Here is a 16807-nt window from a genome sequence, read left to right on the forward strand (position 1 = left end):
CAAGCTACCGGTAGCGCTTTCAACGACCTCTGGATACAAAAGCAACTGGCACACGCAACCCATTGATTAGACTATAGTTGCATTGGCCGCCCCACAGAATCCCGGTTAGACAGGGAATAACAACCGCAGAACAGGGAATATTTCCATGCCGGAAGCCCTCTAGGTTAGATGTAATCCAAGTTAACGCAGGGCCTGCCAGTGTCATCTGTGGCCGTAATCAGTGTTTCACCATCATCCAGGAGAGAGTTCGATGACAAAAAAACTAACATCATTTGTAATGGCTTTTGCGATTTCCAGCATACTGGCGCTAGGCAGTCACAATTTATCAGCCGCAGAATACCCGCTTGAACAAAAACTGCAGCAGTGCGAAGCGGCATTCAAGGCGATGCGCAGCAAGTCCGCCACCCGGGAGGAAGCCGGCAAGGCTCGCGTCAAGCACCTCACCCTGATGGTTGATATTCTGCAAAACCTCAACAACACCAACGTCAAGGCTGCTGATGAAGGTCGTTCCCTGACACCGGAAGAACTCAGCAAAAACGTGCGTGTGATGGGACACCTGCTGGAAATGCTGGCCAAGGATCATATGGCACCAGCCCCCGAATGGTCATACGTTTATTGATTTTTACGTCTGATGGGTAATACCGGTAGCCCGCTGCATGCTGCGGGCTACCGGTTCAGCCACCCCGCACGGCCCTGTCAATCGCCTGCAGTGCTGTATCCCATGCCTCGCCCTGGTTCCCGTTTTCCGCCATCAATTCCATCAGCCCATAGGCAAGCAAACGGTGTTCAGGCGACAGATCGCGCAGCTTGCGCAACATGTACATATAACCGCTGTTTTCCATCCTCAGCGTGCTGATCAAGGCATAGAGATTGAGGCCCGCACCACTGTGCGGACCGGACTCGATGATCTCGACCACCTGTTGTAAAACGTTATCCTGCATCCCCTGCCTCGCATGTTGTAGCCATCACAGCAATTATAGGCTTGCGGCCCGTCTGATTGTCCAGGCTAATATCCACAGAGGTTTACCTCTTGAAAAACACGCGATCACCCACAACTTCCTGGTGTATGACTGATAAGGAGCAAAGTGAGGCCTTCCTGCAAGCTCACCTGCTGGAACGAACGCTAAGGAAGATTGAATATTTGGGGTCAGAGTAAAAACTGCTTCCCGCTCACAGGATCGTTAATACAAGTTTTTACTCTGACCCCAAATAGACGCTACGGTGCAGGTTTGTCAGCAACATCGTCACGCAGATAGACAGGTGCGGCCTGTTCCGGGGAAATGGCCTGGCCGTCGAGATACAGTCCGGCAGCGAGTTGCGCGACATCGGACGCGTGTGGTTGCCAATCCGGCAGGCAGGCTGACTCCGGCAAGGCACAACATTCCGACAACTCGCCGGCATAACCTGCCCAGCCACTGCCGGCGCCAAACCAGTCGTCATCCCCTTCCGGTACGGCTACCGCGTCGGGCACACAGACACGTTCTTCACCCATCAAGATCGCACGACCCTCGGCATCAAACCGGTAAGCGCCCCAGTAGACTTCTTTCATGCGCGCATCCAGTGCAGCGAGAATGTTTGCCTTGCCGCTGGCCTTGTGAGCACCGCGTGCCAGCGCCGCCAGTGTGGAAACCGGCACCACCGGCACATCCGCGCCGAAGGCCAGCCCCTGGGTCACACCGGCGGCAATGCGCAGCCCGGTAAAAGAACCCGGTCCACGCCCAAAGGCAATGGCATCGAGTTGCTTGAGGCCGATACCTGCTTCAGCCACCAGTACCTCGACCCACGGCAACACAAGCGCTGCATGACGGCGCGGTGCGATCTCGAAACGTTCTGTCACTTCATCTTCCTGGTAGAGGGCAACAGAACAGGCCTCGGTCGCAGTTTCAATGGCTAGCAGGCGTAACATGATTACAGGCTCAGGGCATCGCTGGCATGAAAGAACTTCACGACTTCATCGAGATCGCGGGTACGCCCCATGTCCGGCAGGCTGTTGAGGAACACCCGGCCATAGCGCTTGCCGAGCAGGCGCGGGTCACAGATCACCAGTACGCCACGATCGTTGATATCGCGAATCAGGCGCCCGACACCCTGTTTCAGGGTAATCACCGCGTGCGGCAGTTGCTCGTCCATGAAAGGATTGCCGCCGCGCTCTTTCATGGCATCGATGCGCGCCTGCCAGACCGGGTCACCGGGCGAGGCAAACGGTAACTTGTCGATGATGACGCAGGACAGGGCTTCACCGCGTACATCGACGCCTTCCCAGAAACTGCTGGTACCAAGCAATACAGCATTACCCAGTTCGCGGAAACGTTCCAGCAGTTCATTGCGCGGCGCGTCACCCTGCACCAGCAGGGGAAACTGGCAACTGTCGAGCAGGCGTTCGCGTGCAATATTCATGGCGCGGTAACTGGTAAACAGCACGAAGGTACGGCCACGTGCGGCTTCGATAATGGCCTCTGCCTCATCGAGCATGCGGTTCGTATAGTCCGGGTCAGATGGCTCGGGCATGCCTTTGGGTACATAGAACAGCGCGTTGCTGGCGTAGTCGAAAGGGCTGTCCAGTTGCAGGGTCGTGGCATCTTCCAGCCCCAGCTTGTGGGCGAAATGCGCAAAACTGTCATTGACAGACAATGTCGCCGAGGTAAACACCCAGCAGTCTGGCAGGGCGTGGCGCTGGCTGTTGAAGTTCTCCGACACATCGAGCGGTGTGAGGTTAATGCGGAACGACTGCCGCCAGGTCTCAAACCAGTGGATGTAGCCAGCCGGCGGTTGTTCAGTCGTCTGTACCAGCAGGGCCTGCACGCGCAGAGTGCGCTGGTAACAGTTGTCCAGCCCGCGACTGCGTTCCGACAAGGGTTCAAGTTGCAGCGCCAGTTCGGCGAGCGCGGTTTTCAGATCATCGCATGCCTCGCCGATCGCCTTGTTACCGGCCAGCCGTGACCAGGGGGCACGCTGTTCGCCCTGCCCCATGACCAGGCGGAATTCACGGGTGGCTTTTTCCAGCTCGCGGGCGACATCCGGCAGTCCGTCCAGCTGGCCGGTTTCACCGACGTATTCATTGATGCTGTCCTGCGCCAGTTCCAGCAGTTGTCGGCTGGACAATGCCATGCCAAAAAACCGTGATGCGGTTTCCGGCAGCTGGTGCGCCTCATCGATAATGAACGCCTCTGCGCCCGGCAGCAGTTCACCAAACCCCTCTTCCTTGAGCGCCATGTCGGCGCACAACAGGTGATGATTGATAACCACCAGATCGGCATCCTGCGCTTCACGGCGCGCCTTCATGACATAACAATCGGAAAAGTATTCACATTCCGAACCAAGACAGTTTTCCGTAGTGGATGTGACTTTTGGCCAGATGAGCGCATCTTCAGGAATATTGGAAAGTTCTGCGATATCACCACTGGCAGTGCGCCCGGACCAGTCGAACACCTGCTCCAGCTGGTTGACCTGGCGACGATCTGCGAGGCGGCCTTCGCTGCGTGTCATGTGCAGGCGTTGCGGGCAAAGATAATTGGCACGCCCTTTCAGCAACGCCGCCTTGAGTGGCACCCCGAGTGCGGAGCGCACCGTCGGCAGGTCGCGGTGAAACAGCTGGTCCTGCAAATGGCGGGTACCGGTAGAGATAATGACCTTCTTGCCGGACAACAACGCCGGCACCAGGTAGGCGTAAGTTTTACCGGTACCGGTACCGGCTTCAACGATTAACGTTGAGTCCTCGGCCAGCGCCTGCTCTACCGCTGCGGCCATCTCCTGTTGCTGGGGACGTGCGGCAAAACCCTGTACCTCGCCCGCCAGCAGGCCATCGCCGCCAAGACAGGCCGCGGCCTGCGTGATGTCATCAACCAGGGGATCTGCTGTCATGATACGCCGGGGTCAGGTACTGGAACGGTTGTCCCAGACTTCATCATCGAGCGCGCCTTCCTCACGCGTCCATACCAGCCGGGAAATGATCTTGAAGCGTGCCACACTCATGGCGCCACGTTTCTTTCGGTTACTTGAAGCTGCCTCATCCATGGCATTTTCAACCTCCTCGCGACTGGCTTCGTAGATTTCAGCCGCCTCGTAGTTTTCATCCATAACCACCAGCACCACGCTGTCCCAGTCCTTGTCGAGCTTGAGCTGGCCGATGCGCTGGCCGGATTTTTCCTCGCCAAACATCACCCGACCCTTGATCTGCACGCGGTCACCTTCACGACGGCCGCGACCAATCGCATCGTAACCACCCGGACGTTCCTTGCACAACTCCAGGTCTAGCAGACGGGCGGCATCGTGTTCGGCAATTTCACCACTCACACCGGGCAAGGGTTTGCCGGTGGTACGCCGAAACTCCGCCGCCAGGCGGCGTGCTTCGGCAATCAGCTTGTCGACAGAATAAACGCCCACGGGATCATCTTTATCGTTATCAGTTGTGGATGTGGCGATTGTACACGGAACCCTGCTCAGTGACGTGTTTCCGCGGCCTTGCGCTCGGCCTGACGCGCACCGGCAGGATCGTCCTGTGCCCAGCGGGCGCGGGCCACCAGCGCCCAGTTACGCGCCTGTAAGGCCCGGTCTCCGGCAGACAGTGCATTGGATTTCAGCGCCAGCTGCTCGGCCTGGGCCGGCCTGCCCTGTTCCAGGCGTACTGCGGCCAGCTGGTGCCACAGACGGGCATTGCGCGGATCGATGCGCAGGGCGCGTTCCAGTGTCGCGGAAGCCGCGCCGCTATCGCCAAGTCGACGGTAATGTTCGGCACGGTCCAGCAACGCAACCACTGCACCACGACTGGCGCGGTTCTCCGGCTGTGCCTCGATGACCGGGGCCGGCATTTCACCGGGTAACCGCGCTTCGGTGGATGGCGCACCACTGTCGACCACCGGCGGCATCTGGCTCGGCGGCCGGGTACTGCAGGCACCCAGTAACAGGGTCAAAAGGAAAAACGTACGTCTTATTGCAACCATTCCGGTATCCACTGCGGCGCAGCCCGGCCGGCACAGGGTGCGGGCGGCGGCAACACGCCGGTTTCGACAAAGGGCAATTGTACGGTATCCGCGCAACCCGTGTCGGCCAGCCCGCCCGTGTCACGGTCCACGCCGTGCCAGACGATACCGTCCGGCACAGCTGGCTGGTTGCGCACGGCACCGGTCTGCGCATACAGGCCGGACCACACCTGCATGGCGCCACTGGCGCCGGTCAGCCCCATGGGCTGGTTGTCGTCCCGGCCCATCCAGATCACGGCCAGTTGCGAGCCGTCGTAACCGGCATACCAGCTGTCGCGCAGGTCATTGGTGGTGCCGGTCTTGCCGGCCAGCCCCAGTTTGTCCGAAAAGCGTCGATTGAGTGCACGCGCAGTCCCTTCCCTTACGACAGCCTGCAGCGCCTGATCAATCAGGAAGGCCGGTTGTGGATCGATTACCCGCGACACCTGCAACTCGTAGCGTTGCAATATTTCACCTTCAGCGTTGAGGATGGAACGGATGGCGCGCAATGGCACGCGAAAACCACCGCTGGCAAAGTTCAGGTAGAGGCGCGTCACGTCCAGTGGACTGAGGTCCGTGGCACCCAGAAACAGCGACGGGTAAGGATTGAGCGGACTGGATACCGACAGGCGGCGCAGTGTACGGATCACCGTTTTCACACCCAGCTCGAGACCCAGTCGCGCGGTTGCAACATTGTAGGAATGCGCCAGCGCCTGGTAGAGCATGACCTGGTCATGGAACTTGTGGTCGTAATTATTGGGGCTCCAGATGCCATCGGTCTGCTCGTACTCCAGCGGCCCGTCGTCGAGCAGCGTGGCGAGACTGTAGCGCTGCGGCTGCGCAAGTGCAGTAAGATACACGGCCGGCTTGATCAGTGAACCCACGTGACGCTTCGCATCCAGCGCACGGTTAAACCCGGAGAAACCGGCCCGCCGGCCACCCGCCAGTGCCAGCACCTCGCCATTGGCCGCATGCGTCACCAGGCCCGCGCCCTGCATTTCCGCGTGCTTTTCGAGCAGCGGCCTGATGCGCTGGTCAAGACTTTTCTGCAAAGCCCACTGCACCTGCGGATCCAGTGTCGTGAAGATCTTCAGCCCTTCACTGACCAGGTCTTCCTCACGGTAATCACGCCGCAACTGGCGTCGTACCAGGTCAAGAAAAGCCGGGAACTGTTTACTGGTACCCGCTACCGCACGCACCAGCCCCAGCGGTTCATTGCGTGACCTCTGGTAGGTTGCCTGATCGATCAGACCCTGTTCGTACATCACCCGCAACACCAGGTCGCGGCGCTGCTTTGCGCGCTTCGGGTGACGGCGCGGGTCGTAATAGGACGGTCCCTTGACCATGCCCACCAGCAGCGCCATCTGCGCCGTGGTAAGTTCATCCAGCGGGCGTTGAAACAGAAACCGGCTGCCCAGTCCGAAACCGTGGATGGCTCGCTGTCCATCCTGCGCCAGATAGACTTCATTCAGGTAGGCCTCAAGGATCTCGTCCTTGCTGTAACGACGCTCCAGTAACAATGCCGTGATGGCTTCATTGATCTTGCGCCACAGGCTGCGCTGGTTGGTGAGAAAGAAATTCTTGACCAGCTGCTGGGTCAGTGTGCTGCCACCCTGTACCACTTCACCGGAACGGATATTCACCCAGAAAGCCCGGGCAATCGCACGTGGTGAAACACCGTGGTGCTGGTAAAAGGCACGGTCCTCGACGGCGATCAGCGCCTCGGTAAGGGGGGTCGGCACTTCACTGAGCTGCACCAGGATACGGTCTTCCTGCCGCGCGGTGTGAACACTGCCGATCTCCAGGGGTTCGAGCCGCGCCAGCACCAGTTCGGCGCCATTACGGTCATCCTGCAGACGGGTCACCTGTTGTGCGGAAAATGTCACGCGCAACGTTTGTGATCGTTCACGACCATCCCAGAAGGTGAAGGGCCGGGTAATCAGTTGATAGCGGTTACCATTACGCGACACTTCACCGGCACGGCGTGGACGGCTGACAAAGCGATAGCCAAGTGCACGCAGTTCACTGGTGAACTGCGCCGGCCGCAACGACAACCCGGCATACAACTCCAGCGGCCGCGCATAAACCCGCGCCGGCAGCGACCAGCGTTTGCCTTCGAACTGTCGATAGATCTGGAAGTCCAGCCAGCCGATATAGCCCACGACAATCACCAGCAAAAGCAGGGAAAGCTTGATCCAGGGGAAGTGAAAACCTTTGCTTTTACGCCGCTTGCGGGCGCGGCGAGGGGTTTTGCGTTTTTTTGGTGGCATGCAATACGGCTGTCGAAGTACGAAACCGGCCCGATGCCGGGATCTGAAGCCACAGTATACCTGTACAGGGCCGGTTCATGCAGCCTGGTGATGCATTGAGCAGCCCGGTCCTCAGGCGCTCTGCTCGCCGGTGGCTTCGCGGTACTTTACTTCCAGCGCGTTGTACTGCTTTTCCAGTTCCTCAATGGTAGCGTCCTTGAATTCGACCAGGGCTTCCAGCTCCTGAACCTTGATTTCCATTTCCTTGATGTGTTCACTGCTGGGTGCAGCAGCGGATTCTCCGGCTGCCGTTTCTTCTATCGCAGCGGCTTCCGCCCCACGCTGCGCTGCCTGCTCTTCCAGCTGACGCTCGATCATCTCCAGTTCGCTGCGCAGCATGTTGTTCTCGTCTTCCAGTACGCTCACGCAACCTGACAACTCCTGGTTGGTGCGCTGGATACAATCCAGTGTTTCCCCCAGCTCACCGACCTTGTCAGCCTCCGGCATCAGCTCGGCAATCAGTTTCCTGAGGCTGTCGATCGTTTCCTGTTGTCCACCCACCATGTTTTTCAAGCCGGTCAACTGGGCCGGGTCCTCCGGCTCGATGCGCGCCTCCGCCTCACCACCCTGATTCTGCGCAGCCTTGAGACGTTCGTTCTCACTCTCCAGTACCAGCAGGCACTTTTCGAGTTCCGCACCCTGCTTTTCGAAGTCTTCCAGCTGCTTCAGGGCTGCATCCATGCCTTCGGCTTCGGCATGCTCCTCAAGCTGTGCACGCAACGCTGCCATGGCATCCTGCTGATTATTGATAACATCTTTAAGGTGGTTAATCTCATTTTCGGATGTATCAATGATCTTGCGTTCAGGTTCCGCTTCATCCTCATCATCCGGGGCTTCTTCAAGCTCGACAGCCGCGGGTATCTCTACTTCTGCGTCAACTGTTTCAGCCTCCGGTCGCATGACTTCCATCAGTTCGCAAAGGCCGGCGGCAATCCGGTCCTGGAAGGCAACGGGGTTGCTCTCCAGTGCATGCGCCTCAAGCTCGATTTCAAGGAACCGCTTGCGAAATTTCAGTAACTCGGCGGCTTTCTTTTCCGACTCGTCTTCCGAGGCCGCAGCCTGTTCCGTCAATGCCTCGTTGCGGATAATTTCATCGCGCAGGTACTGGTCAAAACCAACCGGTCCGGGCGCTTCATCCTGCTGCTTCAGCTTGTTCTCCAGGACACGCATCCTGCGTGACAGCCGGTTCCCGCGCAACAGGAACACCACACTGGCGGCCACTGCCAGCATGGCCAGCTCCAGAATGCCGAGGAAGGCAAATAATCCGACCTGCATATCGTCCATTGTTACTTGCTGTCCTCGTCCTCTTCGTCATCTTCTGATTCATCACTCGCGCCCTTGTTGCGGCGTTTCAGGAACCACCAGACACCGAAACCGATCACACCCAGCAATACGTTGATACCGGCAAAGATCCCGATAGCCAGGCCGAGACTCATTTTTTTCTTCGCGGGTTTCTCTGGCTCTGTCGCTTCACCGGCTGTTTCTTCTTCAACAACAGCTTCATCTTCCGGAACAGTTTCCTCTTCTCCGGTGACAGGTTCCTCAGGCAATGGCTCGGCCTCCGGTTCAGGCACAGGCTCGGGTTCTGTCACAGGTTCCGGTAGTTCCACGACAGGCTCTGGTGCTGGCGAAAGCCCGACTGGTGGAGCCTGCACTTCAAAATGAACGGTTTTCTGCCGGCTGAAGGTTGCACTCTCGGCAATCAGATTAATCCGGTAGGAGCCGGGGTTTTCATACGCCAGTACGGTCGAGTATTTTCCGTCTGCTGCTTTTCTGTCGCCTTCACGTCCCTGGTCTTTCAGTTCGAAACGCGCGGTCTCACCACTCGGCACCTGGATTTCCATATAGAAGTTTGTATTGGTCAATACCGCTTCCCTGTCCAGCAACTTGCCATCCTGCTCCAGCCAGGTTTCCAGCACCATGTCCTCATTGACCTGCAGGCTGGGCGTCTGCGGGCTGTGGTTCAGGCTCATATTGGTCACGATGTAGGCGCGGTTTTTACCGCCTGTGTAGAGCAGCTTCCAGGTGCCTGGTTGCGGGTTCTTCAGCGTGATCATGTCGAAGTGGTGAGACAGAAACCACTTCAGCTTGTCGCTGGCGTCATCGGAACTCAGCTTTGTGCCATCCGGCGCCTGCAGGTAGATACGCACATCCTCACGTTCCTTGGATGCGACAATAGTCACTTCCTCGATAGACGCATCTACCTTGAACTCGCCGCCCTCGATGGGAAGCATGTCAGGATCCTTGGCACTTTCAAAAATGGCGCTGAAAACTTCATGCAGATCCTTGTCATTACGCGCCAGCTTGAACAGGGCGCCGGTTTCATTGGCAATATCACGCAGCAGGTCTACGTCAGACGCTTCGGTGAAAGCGATGGTATACACCTTGACGCCACGCGCCGTTGCCTTTGCAACCAGCTCTTCCTGTAATTTCTGTGTCAGCGCCCAGTCTTCATCTGTGTCGCCGACATCCATTCTGCCATCCGACATCAACACCAGCATGGGCTGCTGACCTTTCCTGCCTTCCTTCTCCAGCATCGCCAGGCCCCTGGCCAGCGCAGCATACAGGTTGGTGTACACACCTCTGGATGACACGCGATCGGCAGAGGCAAGAATACGTGCATTGGTTTTGGGACCGGGTGCAGTCAGGTGCAACACCGGGTAACCGTTGTCACTGAAACTGATCAGGCCGATGCGGTCTTCCTCGCCCAGCAGTGACATGAACATTTTCGCGGCGGGTACGCGCAGCTTGTCGGGATCGTTCTTGGCCATACTGCCGGAACTGTCGATCAACAATACCGCATCAACACCACCGGCCTTGCCCGCAGCCGCCTGCACGGACCAGCTGGCCGCCAGGCAGCACAGCAGGAACCAGCGAAGAACGGTTGAGATAAACGCAACACGTGCGCCGTGACCGGCGCCACCCGTATAACTCCTGTTCATGCCTGCATATCCTTATATCCTGTTGATAAAACTCGTTATTTCCGTGGAGACACGGGATTGGCCCGTAACTCAGCCCCTGTAACGGCAAGGGACAGAATTAATTGAGTTTCAATCGCTTACTCGATGATTCCAGAACAGGACGAGGAAGTGTCCAGCCAACCCTGCCCGCGTCGTAGATGAAAAACGTTTTCTGTCAGATGCGTCAAACCGCGTTCACGGAAGCGCTCTTCCCTGACCAGCACATCGTCGTCATGCAGGTGTTCGATCGACCAGCCTGATGAAAACAGGTCCAGCACCTCACTTTCACTCACGGCGAATGGCGGCCCGTCCATCTGTTCCTGAGGATAATCGAGCGTGATGAGCAGCATCTCGACACCCGGCGGCAATACGGCTTCCAGATGACGGACGTACCGACCGCGCATATCGGGCGGCAAGGCAATCAATGCAGCACGATCATAGACGGCCTTGATATGAGCAAGCTGTTCGGGTTGTAAATCAAAAAAATCACCACAGAGAATGCGGATGCGGTCACTTTCACAAACACTGAAGCGGCCCTCCTGTGACTGCCGGGATGGCAGGTCGTTCTCTTCGAAAAATGCCTCCACCGCGATCGGGCTGAGCTCCACACCGGTCACCGGGTGACGCTCGGCCAGCCACAACATGTCGAGACTCTTGCCGCACAGGGGAACGAAAACCGGGTCGCCCGCCTCGACCGACAGGTGCGACCAGAAGGCTTCCAGCTGGGGATTGACGCCGGGCAGGTGAAAACCGATCAGGTTGTCGCGCCAGCGCTGGTGCCAGAAGTCCGGCTCCATCAGACGTGCGGCGTGCCGCCGAACGGCCTTGGATCGGCACCCGGCAAGGGGTTGAACCAGTGCAGGGTCTTGTGCAACTCAACGACGCGACCAACGATGATGATCGTCGGCGGCTTGAGTGCCTCGTCCTTCACGGTACGTTCCAGGTTTTCCAGGTCGGTGATGATCACACGCTGGTTCTGGGTGGTACCCTGCTGCACCAGCCCTACCGGGGTTGAAGCCGGCAGGCCATGTTTAATGAGTTGCTCCGACATCACACCAACGCCGTGCAGGCCCATGTAAAACACAATGGTCTGGTTGGGGTGCGCCAGCGCCTTCCAGTTGAGGTCCACCGAGCCGTCCTGCAGGTGGCCGGTGACGAATACCACTGACTGCGCATAGTCGCGGTGCGTGAGCGGGATACCCGAATAGGTCGCACAACCGGACGCCGCGGTGATACCCGGCACCACCTGGAAACTGATACCATTTTCCATCAGGGTGGAAATTTCCTCGCCACCGCGTCCGAAAATAAACGGGTCGCCGCCCTTGAGACGCACGACGCGTTTACCTTCTTTCGCCAGCCGCACCAGCAGCTGGTTGATGTTTTCCTGGGTGAGGGTGTGATTGTCACGTTCCTTGCCGACATAGATACGTTCCGCATCGCGGCGCACCATGTCCAGAATCTGTGTCGAGACCAGGCGATCGTAGACCACTACGTCTGCGAGCTGCATCAGCCGCAGGGCGCGAAAGGTCAACAGGTCGGGATCACCGGGACCGGCGCCGATCAGGTAAACCTCGCCGACCACCTGTGCCGCGTCATCGGCGTTATTGAGCGCATTCTCCAGGTACTCGCGCGCACGCTGGTCCTGGCCGGTGAACATCAGCTCGGCGATCTCACCATCCAGCAGCTCTTCCCAGAAACGGCGACGTTGTTCAACGTCTGAAAACCGCGCCTTGACCTTGTCGCGATAGCTGTCCATCAGTTTTGCCAGACGACCGTAGGCCGCCGGCACATAGCTTTCCAGGCGTGCGCGCAACAGGCGCGCCAGCACCGGGGCGCTGCCACCGGTGGAAATGGCAATCTGCACCGGTGAACGGTCGATCATCGACGGCATGATGAAACTGCACAACTCCGGCTGATCGACCACGTTGACCGGCAGGTGGCGTTCGTGCGCCAGTTCCGAAACACGACGGTTCACATCCTGCCGGTCAGTGGCCGCGATAATCAATGCCTTGTTATCAATGTCGCTGTCGTCGAAGTCGCGTGCGCTGTGAGTGATTTCACCCTCCGCCGCGAGGCGGGCAAGCTCGTCGCATAACCGCGGCGCAACCACCTCGACCTTCGCACCGGCACGCACCAGCAGTGCAGCCTTGCGCGCGGCAACCTTGCCCCCGCCCACCACGAGACAATCGCGCTCACCAAGTTCCATGAATATCGGGAAAAAGTCCAATGCAGTCTGTCCTCAGGCTCGGCTGGCGTTCAATACAGGTTCAAGTAACGGGTCGAGCTCGCCATCCCGTTCCAGTGCGGCAAGCTCATCGTAACCGCCGACATGATAATCCCCGATAAAGATTTGCGGAACTGTGTTACGGCCGGTGAGCCGTTCCATTTCTTCCCACAACGACGGATCACCGCCAACCGGAATTTTATGTATCTCGACACCCTTGCCGGCCAGAAGCCGTTCGGCACTGGTGCAGTAGGGACAAAAACGCGTGCAATACATGACTACTTCTGACATAGACGACCTGCCTGTTCGTAACTCAACATGGAACCCCTGATTCAGTCACCCTCCGTCATTCCGGCGCATGCCGGAATCCCCGGATTCCGGAACACTGGATACCGGCCTTTGCCGGTATGACGAATTCATCAGGGACTCCCTATGATTTAACCTTACCACGCAGTTGCAGAAACTGCTGCTGTATCGGCCCGGTGACGGGGACAATTTTCTTGCGCATCACTGAACCGATGGAATCGGTGCGTGAAAAAATCGGGTTGACCAGCGCTTCGCCCACCCAGCCGAGCGCCAGCATGGCGCGCACATCGGCACGGTAATCCGGCAGTTTTTCCAGTACCTCGTATACCGCCGTGGTAGTTGGGCACACGGCAGGCACATCCAGCAGGGCTTCGGCGTCACTCATAATGGTTTCCATGTCAGCGGTTGTATCGGTGCTGGGACACACAGAGGAAAAATAACCCTGTATCGACTTCAGGAATTCAACCACGACATCCTGGTTGGTTGGTTTGGACATCGCCGCCTCTGCCGTCACCAGAAAACTCTGGCCCTGTGGACTGAGGCAACGGCACAACTGTTTTGCCACTGCATTCCCCGCCTCTACCAGTGGCGCCAGCGTGTCACTGACCTGCTGCCAGTCACTACGCGGTGGCACCTGTTGCGGCAAATTATCCGGACAGGCATCCATAAAACCAATGTAGTAGGAATGCTTGCGTTTGGCGGAACGCCAGAGCTTGTCGCGTAGCGGGTCGGAAATCAGGCCCGGCTGCAACACCAGGCGAATGGTTTCGATCATCGCCTTGTGCTCGGTTTCAAACGGCAGGTACTCGACCAGGAATTCCGCCAGCTCAGGCCCCAGCTTCCCTGTTACCACGCACTCGTGCTCCAGCATGCGTCGCGCATTATCCGCTACCGGCATCGCCCACCAGGCACGTCGGGCGATTTCATCCGTCAGACCATTGGCGTGTACCACGGCCACCACCGCCTCGGGTTCCCCGAGCAACAACAACTGCTCCAGGCTGTCATCACGCGCCTGGCCCATGCGCGTCCAGCGGCGCAGGAACACCGGGTAACCACCGGGTGAACCCAGCACCTGGCTGGACAGCAATTCGCGTACTTTTTTCAGGTACTGGTCATCCCTGCCCTGCGGGTTCAATCGCACACTCGCCTCGCCTTCCGGCGACAGGGCATGGACCACCATCTGCGATTCATCGATGCGCACCGCTTCCAGCCTGTTGGCCAGCAGTACGTTGAGCCGCAGCGCATCTTCAGCCGACAGCTCCATCAACGCTCGAAGCCGGCCGCCCGGTAGAGTTCGTTGGCCTTGTCGATGTCCTGCTCAACACCGTTACCTTCCTCGTACATCATCGCCAGTGTGGTCAGCGAACCCACCAGCCCCTGGTCTGCCGCTTTCTGGAACCACTCAACGGCTTTGGCCGGGTCCTTGTCGACACACTCGCCTTCCAGGTACATGAAACCCAGGCCGTGCTGGGCAATCGCGTAACCGTTTTCCGCGGCAGCCTTCATCCAGCGCAGCGCCAGTGTATCGTGCTGGGCAACACCCAGACCGTTCTGGTACATGATAGCCAGACGGTGCTGCGCTTCAGGATTGCCGTCATTGGCAAACGGCGACAGCAACTGGGCCGCGCGGGAAAAGTGCCTGGCTTCAAACGCGGCCATGCCACTGGCGAAATCCACCTGCTCTTCGTTACTGTTGACTGCGTCGTTCATCGCCTGAATCTCCGAAAAAAGAAGGCATTATATCGATCTGCTCTTTCCTTACCAAATTACTCGGGATTTATTCTGATACCACGAATTATTGACCATAATAATATTAAGGTATTATCCCGCTGGGGATATATAGCGGATTCCTGATATACCTGTATACTTGCGCGCCATCCGATGGACACCGGTTCAAAACTTCCGGTCTCCAGGTATAAAGATTTCGAAACCTTGTCGAAGGAGATCGCAACAATGGATCAGAACTACTACGATTTTACTGTCAAGATGGAAAAAGACGGTGTGAACGCCGACTACATTGAAGGCTGGCAGAGTGGCTATGTACTCAACCCGCCTCGTGAAGAACAGCGTTTGACGGAAGCCTATGAAGCCGGTTATGAAGACGGCAAGGCACGTAACATGGACAATGCCTCGAACTGGGTCGGCAAGTAAGCTGAGCCGGTTCAGGTAAAAGAACGGGCCTCTGGCCCGTTTTTTTATGCCCGCATAAATCATATAAGTGGCTCAAACGCTCCACGGCACCGTATTATTCTGTTCACCTGACCCAAAAAATAACTAAAGCCACACCCGGTATGTGGCCGCAACACTGTTTTTATACGACACGCCAAGAGGGATTCACCATGAAGATACGGTTTCTGAGAACCGTGGCAGCCTGGTTGCTGCTGCTTCACGCCGGCACCCTGCCCGCTGTGGAAAATATCCAGTTCAACGGTTTCTTTACCGTTGGCGCCGCGGGCAGCAATGATGACGTCGACACCCGGAACGGGAACATCAGCGACGATATCGGTTTCGACGAAGATACGCGCATTGGCGTGCAGATTTCCGCCGACATCAACAAACGTATGTCAGTGACTGCGCAACTACTCGGCGCATCCGACCAGGGTCAGTCCTTCGACGCGACATTTGACTGGGGTTATGTCAGCTACGCCCTCGGGGAGAATGCCGATATCCGTGGCGGCAAGATCAAGTTCCCGACCTTCCTGATTTCGGAATACATCGAAGTCGGCTACGCCTACCCGTGGATTCGCCCACCGACAGAGGTGTACAGCAGCAACCCCATTACCGCTATCACGGGCGCGGACCTGCTGCTGCGCGTCCGCGTCGGTAACGGCGACCTGCTGGCACAACCCTATTTCGGTACCGCCAGCGACGAGGAAGCGCTGGTTCCCCAGGAAGCACTGCCGGCCCTGAGCCTGCCTGCCGGCACCGTCACCTACGCCAACTTCGATGCCAAAAACATGGCCGGTATCAACATTGCCTTCACCGGCCCGGCCGGCACCCTGCGTGGCGGTTACCTGACCACCCAGGTCAGCGCGGAGGATTTTGGTATTACCAGTAACGAGGATGTGACGTTCTGGAGTGTCGGCGGCAATCTCGACTGGCATGACGTTATTGTCTACAGCGAATATTTCGAACGTGAAATCGATGGCGCGGCCAATGCATTCTTTCCCAGCCAGAAGGGCTGGTACGCGACCCTGGGTTACCGGATCAATCGATTCCTCCCGCACATCACCTATGCAAAGCTGGAAGACAACAACAGCAACAGCGATCCCGGTATCGCCCTGGAACAGGAATCCATCACAGCCGGACTGCGCTATGAACTGGGCACCGGTGCCGCGCTCAAGCTCGAAGTGCAACGCATCGAACCGAAGGATGGCACCCGTGGCCTGCTCATCAGCCCCATCGATGACATCACCATCTACAGCCTTGCTGTTGACGCAATCTTCTAGGGGACCGATTCATGAAAACCTTCTTCAAACTGCTACCCCTGTCAGTCGCCCTGCTGGCATTTAACGCCTGGGCCGAGCTGGCTGTGATCGTTGCCCCGTCCGTCGACATCGACAGCATCAGCGCCGAACAGCTGGAACGCCTGTACCTGAACCGGGCTGACCGGTTCCCTGACGGAGTCCCCCTGCAACCGCTGGATCAACGCAGCGGCTCGGATCAACGCAAGGCATTCGCCACCCGTATTCTGGGCATGTCGGAAACCGGACTTTCAAAATACTGGTCACGACGCATGTTCTCCGGCAAGGGCCACCCGCCACGCATTGTCGAAAATGATGAAGCTGTCATCGAACGCGTCATCAGCGACCCGGGGAACATCGGCTACATTGATGCTGACGCGGTGGATGATCGCGTCAAGGTGCTGTTGCGTATTCCGTAACCGGAAAGCACAGATCAAGGATCAATGGGGTCGGATCAATGGTGATCAATAGGGTCAATGGATCAATGGGCTCAGACACTGAAAATCCTTGGCCAGCGCTCATACAGGGCATCCGGGAGTTGCGGCTCCACGACAACGACATAGACCCTGCGCTCATAGTGTTCCCG

The 16807-nt window shown here is 57.9% G+C and carries 17 protein-coding genes; 4 read left to right on the forward strand and 13 right to left on the reverse strand.

Annotation, left to right across the window (positions count from 1 at the left end; genetic code table 11):
- Positions 1 to 250 precede the first annotated feature (250 nt).
- A complete protein-coding gene (locus ACW81B_RS02790; RefSeq protein WP_491578684.1) occupies positions 251 to 619 on the forward strand; it encodes a hypothetical protein in 369 nt (122 codons plus the stop codon).
- Positions 620 to 674: 55 nt separating this feature from the next.
- Here ACW81B_RS02790 and ACW81B_RS02795 read toward each other — a convergent pair whose 3' ends face one another.
- The 13 genes from ACW81B_RS02795 to ACW81B_RS02855 form a co-directional block, all read right to left on the reverse strand.
- Entirely contained in the window at positions 675 to 941 is a 267-nt protein-coding gene (locus tag ACW81B_RS02795; RefSeq protein ID WP_491578685.1) for a hypothetical protein, read from the reverse strand.
- Between the two features lie 275 nt (positions 942 to 1216).
- Positions 1217 to 1906: a tRNA (adenosine(37)-N6)-threonylcarbamoyltransferase complex dimerization subunit type 1 TsaB gene (gene tsaB / locus ACW81B_RS02800; protein ID WP_491578686.1), complete on the reverse strand. Its 690-nt coding sequence runs from the start codon at positions 1904 to 1906 to the stop codon at positions 1217 to 1219.
- Between the two features lie 2 nt (positions 1907 to 1908).
- Positions 1909 to 3861 (reverse strand): DNA repair helicase YoaA, encoded by a 1953-nt coding sequence (gene yoaA, locus ACW81B_RS02805; RefSeq protein WP_491578687.1) that lies wholly within the window; start codon positions 3859 to 3861, stop codon positions 1909 to 1911.
- A 12-nt stretch (positions 3862 to 3873) separates the two neighbouring features.
- The gene (locus ACW81B_RS02810; RefSeq protein WP_491578688.1) at positions 3874 to 4383 is read right to left on the reverse strand and encodes a DUF6998 domain-containing protein; all 510 of its coding nucleotides are present in this window, start codon (positions 4381 to 4383) and stop codon (positions 3874 to 3876) included.
- Positions 4384 to 4439: 56 nt separating this feature from the next.
- Complete coding sequence (locus ACW81B_RS02815; RefSeq protein ID WP_491578689.1) at positions 4440 to 4940, reverse strand: tetratricopeptide repeat protein; 501 nt, start codon at positions 4938 to 4940, stop codon at positions 4440 to 4442.
- Positions 4928 to 7228 (reverse strand): penicillin-binding protein 1B, encoded by a 2301-nt coding sequence (gene mrcB / locus ACW81B_RS02820; protein WP_491578690.1) that lies wholly within the window; start codon positions 7226 to 7228, stop codon positions 4928 to 4930. The genes ACW81B_RS02815 and mrcB overlap by 13 nt, the downstream gene beginning before the upstream one ends.
- 111 nt (positions 7229 to 7339) lie before the next feature.
- Positions 7340 to 8551, reverse strand: coding sequence for a hypothetical protein (locus tag ACW81B_RS02825; RefSeq protein ID WP_491578691.1), 1212 nt, complete (start codon positions 8549 to 8551; stop codon positions 7340 to 7342).
- A 2-nt stretch (positions 8552 to 8553) separates the two neighbouring features.
- Entirely contained in the window at positions 8554 to 10209 is a 1656-nt protein-coding gene (locus ACW81B_RS02830; RefSeq protein ID WP_491578692.1) for a VWA domain-containing protein, read from the reverse strand.
- 116 nt (positions 10210 to 10325) lie between these two features.
- Complete coding sequence (locus tag ACW81B_RS02835) at positions 10326 to 11024, reverse strand: thiopurine S-methyltransferase (protein WP_491578693.1); 699 nt, start codon at positions 11022 to 11024, stop codon at positions 10326 to 10328.
- Complete coding sequence (gene cysG / locus ACW81B_RS02840; RefSeq protein ID WP_491578694.1) at positions 11024 to 12454, reverse strand: siroheme synthase CysG; 1431 nt, start codon at positions 12452 to 12454, stop codon at positions 11024 to 11026. Before cysG ends, ACW81B_RS02835 begins: the two co-directional genes overlap by 1 nt.
- A 12-nt stretch (positions 12455 to 12466) precedes the next feature.
- The gene (gene grxC / locus ACW81B_RS02845) at positions 12467 to 12742 is read right to left on the reverse strand and encodes a glutaredoxin 3 (protein ID WP_491578695.1); all 276 of its coding nucleotides are present in this window, start codon (positions 12740 to 12742) and stop codon (positions 12467 to 12469) included.
- A gap of 139 nt (positions 12743 to 12881) precedes the next feature.
- Positions 12882 to 14021 carry a sulfur reduction protein DsrS gene (locus ACW81B_RS02850; RefSeq protein WP_491578696.1) on the reverse strand — a complete coding sequence of 380 codons (1140 nt, stop codon included), beginning with the start codon at positions 14019 to 14021 and terminating at the stop codon, positions 12882 to 12884.
- Positions 14021 to 14467 carry a tetratricopeptide repeat protein gene (locus ACW81B_RS02855; RefSeq protein WP_491578697.1) on the reverse strand — a complete coding sequence of 149 codons (447 nt, stop codon included), beginning with the start codon at positions 14465 to 14467 and terminating at the stop codon, positions 14021 to 14023. The genes ACW81B_RS02850 and ACW81B_RS02855 overlap by 1 nt, the downstream gene beginning before the upstream one ends.
- 243 nt (positions 14468 to 14710) lie before the next feature.
- Here ACW81B_RS02855 and ACW81B_RS02860 point away from each other — a divergent pair, with 243 nt between their 5' ends.
- The 3 genes from ACW81B_RS02860 to ACW81B_RS02870 all read left to right on the forward strand — a co-directional run bounded on the left by ACW81B_RS02860 (position 14711) and on the right by ACW81B_RS02870 (position 16640).
- Positions 14711 to 14908 (forward strand): Alvin_2107 family globule sulfur oxidation protein, encoded by a 198-nt coding sequence (locus ACW81B_RS02860; protein ID WP_491578698.1) that lies wholly within the window; start codon positions 14711 to 14713, stop codon positions 14906 to 14908.
- Positions 14909 to 15096: 188 nt separating this feature from the next.
- Positions 15097 to 16206 carry a porin gene (locus ACW81B_RS02865; RefSeq protein ID WP_491578699.1) on the forward strand — a complete coding sequence of 370 codons (1110 nt, stop codon included), beginning with the start codon at positions 15097 to 15099 and terminating at the stop codon, positions 16204 to 16206.
- 11 nt (positions 16207 to 16217) lie between these two features.
- Positions 16218 to 16640: a hypothetical protein gene (locus ACW81B_RS02870; RefSeq protein ID WP_491578700.1), complete on the forward strand. Its 423-nt coding sequence runs from the start codon at positions 16218 to 16220 to the stop codon at positions 16638 to 16640.
- Positions 16641 to 16807: the final 167 nt, after the last annotated feature.

Source organism: Thiogranum sp. (genome assembly GCF_058323355.1).